This is a genomic window from Mycobacterium sp. 1482292.6, from assembly GCF_001672995.1.
Lineage (GTDB): Bacteria > Actinomycetota > Actinomycetes > Mycobacteriales > Mycobacteriaceae > Mycobacterium > Mycobacterium europaeum_A.
Genome location: NZ_LZKV01000130.1, coordinates 1 through 2,157 on the forward strand (window position 1 = coordinate 1; position 2,157 = coordinate 2,157).

Annotated in this window: 1 protein-coding gene and 1 pseudogene; both read right to left on the reverse strand. The window is 70.4% G+C overall.

The window, feature by feature from the left end; genetic code table 11:
* Positions 1-530, reverse strand: a pseudogene (locus A5624_RS13620) (N-acetylglutaminylglutamine amidotransferase); the annotation flags it as partial.
* A 222-nt stretch (positions 531-752) separates the two neighbouring features.
* The coding region (locus A5624_RS13625) for a thioesterase domain-containing protein (protein WP_156749009.1) at positions 753-2,157 on the reverse strand (1,405 nt) is incomplete at its 5' end.

Consider the following 2,157-nt stretch of genomic DNA (forward strand, 5'->3'; position numbering starts at 1 on the left):
CCGCGCAGGATGGTGTTCGGCGCGGGCACCACCGAGTGGAAGCTCATGTAGTGGTGCAGGGCGACGGGGTCGATGCGGGTGTCCACGCCGCCGCCGGCCAGCAAAGCCGGCAGCGTGGACGCGAACCGAACCCGGTGACTGTCCTCGGTCAGATACAGCGGCTTGATGCCGAGGCGGTCCCGGCCGAGCAGCACCCGCCCGCTGTCGCGTTCGACGACGGCGAAGGCGAACATGCCGAACAGGTGGCTGACGAAGTCATCGCCCCACCGGTGGTAGGCCTTGATCAGGACTTCGGTGTCGCTGTGCGAGAAGAAGCGGTAGCCGTACCCGCTGAGCTCCTGGCGCAACTCCTTGTAGTTGTAGATGCAGCCGTTCCAGGCCAGCGACAGGCCCAGCTCCGAATCGACCATCGGCTGGGCGCCGGCCTCGGTCAGGTCGATGATCTTCAGGCGACGATGGCCGAGCGCGACCCGGCCCTGCGACCAGGCGCCGCCCGCATCGGGGCCCCGTGGTGTCAGCACCGCGGCCATTGCTGAGACCGCCGCTACGTCGGGCGCCTGCCCGTCGAGTCGGACCTCCCCGGTGACTCCGCACACGTCTTCGACCCTACCGTTGCCCGGATCGAAGCGCGCGTGAGCTTCGCCAAAAGCGCTGCAACGGGCCGCCGACGGCGGCGGCCGACCCGTGGTGATCACCGTGATCGACGGATGTGTGAACTGGATCGCACCGTCGCGATGTACTGGCCAGACCGCTCATGACTTGGTGGGCGGCTCGTCGTCACCGGCCGCCGCGTTGAACCGTTCGTGCGGGGCCAGTTCGCGGCGGCGTTCCTCGCGGAGCAGCTGCCAAAGTTGGCGCCCGTAGCGTGCGACCGAGTCGGCGGACAGCATCTCGTTGTGCGTGCAGTCCACCGCGTGGATGAGCACGTCGCCGGAGGCGTAGGGCTCCCAGGAGCGGGCCAGCAGCGAACTGCGGTCGCTTTGGTCCCGCACGGCGGAGAACACGCAGATGTCGCCGTCGAACAGCCGGGGCTCGTGCAGCCGGTAGAGCTCGATGTTGTCGTTGAGGTTTCCGGCCAGCAAATCGACGAGCCGTCGGTGCCGTGGTATGTCGGCGACGCCGGATTCGCGCAGGAGCTCCGCCAGTTGCTCGTCGGTGGGCGGCCCGGTCTGCGCGTCGACGCTGATGTTGTAGGCCCGCAGGACGTCGTCGAGCACCTGCTGCTCGCCCAGGGCGTGCTCCGGCAGGGCGATCGCGTCGTCGATGCTGGGCTGGGCGTCGAGCAGGATCAGGCGCCCGATCGCGCGGCCACGGCGCTGCAGCTCGATCGCGATCTCGTGGGCGACGACCCCGCCGAACGACCAGCCCAGCAGGTGGTAGGGCCCGTCGGGATAGACGTCCTGGATCCGGTCGGCGTGGATCTCGGCCAATTCGCGGACCGACCGCGGGGCGGCTGCATCGGCCGATTGGGTTTGCTGAATGCCGAAGATCGGGCGGTCCAGGTACTTGCCGAGCACCCGATACGGCCAGCTCACCCCGCCGGCCGGGTGGATGCAGAACAACGGCACCCCCGAACCCTCCCGGAGGATCTGCACGGGAACGACGTCGTCGCCGTCCGCCGACTCGGCCCGCAGCCGCAGGCTCAGCGCCCTGACCGTGGGCGCGTCGAACAGGGCCCGTACCGCCAGGTCAACGCCCAGGCTGGCGTTGATCGCGGCGACCACGCGCATCGCCGAGATGCTGTCGCCGCCCAGGTCGAAGAAGGAGTCGTCGACGCCCACCCGCTCCACGCCGAGCACCTGGGCGTAGCTGTCGGCCACGGCCCGCTCGGTGGCGGTGGCCGGGGCCCGGTATCCGCTGCCGGTGTACTCCGCCGCCGGCAGGGCGCGCACGTCGAGTTTGCCGTTGGGGGTCAGCGGCAACGCGTCGAGCGCCACCACCGCGGCCGGCACCATGTAGACCGGCAACCGCTCGGCCAGCGCGGTGCGCGCCTCGCCCGGGTCGGCCGTGCCGGTGAGGTAGCCCACCAGCCGCTTGACGCCCGGCTGGTCCTCGCGGGCGATCACCACGGCCTGCTCGACGTCGTCCAGCGCGGCCAGCGCGGCCTGGACCTCGCCGAGCTCGATGCGGTAGCCGCGGATCTTCACCTGCTCGTCG